The sequence below is a fragment of the Salmonella sp. SAL4457 genome (assembly GCF_046548235.1).
Classification (GTDB): domain Bacteria; phylum Pseudomonadota; class Gammaproteobacteria; order Enterobacterales; family Enterobacteriaceae; genus Salmonella; species Salmonella enterica.
In genome coordinates this window covers 1-389 of sequence record NZ_JBGDZO010000101.1, presented here as the reverse complement: position 1 = coordinate 389, position 389 = coordinate 1, and the positions used below count along the sequence as shown (strand labels likewise).

1 pseudogene is annotated in these 389 nt (G+C 22.9%); it reads right to left on the bottom strand.

Features of this window, described 5'->3' with window-relative positions:
• Nucleotides 1-150: 150 nt before the first annotated feature.
• Nucleotides 151-330, bottom strand: a pseudogene (locus tag ACLJNW_RS23420) (DNA polymerase); the annotation flags it as partial.
• Between the last annotated feature and the right edge of the window lie 59 nt (nucleotides 331-389).

Below are 389 nucleotides of genomic sequence, written 5' to 3'. Positions count from 1 at the left end.
GTCTGTATCCGAATATAATAATATTAAATTTTTATTATTTAATTTAGACATCGCTACTCTCCCGTATGCTGTTACAGCGGAAGCTATAGCTACACAAACTTTATGTTCTTTATTTTGTGTTCCTAAAGTATAATTTACAAAAAATCCATATTAATCTAAATCTAGAAAATCTTCTATTTCACAATTAGTATTTTCAGTTAATTTAAATAAATCTTCCTTACTTAAAAATTTCTGTCTATTATTAATTAATCTCATACCGAATCTCCCATATAAACTATTCATTATAAGTTTACATACATAATTCATAGGATTATCTTTAGGATAAGATACTCTTAATTTAAATAAATCTTATACAAAATCTTTAAAAATATAATCACTTTGGAATAAAT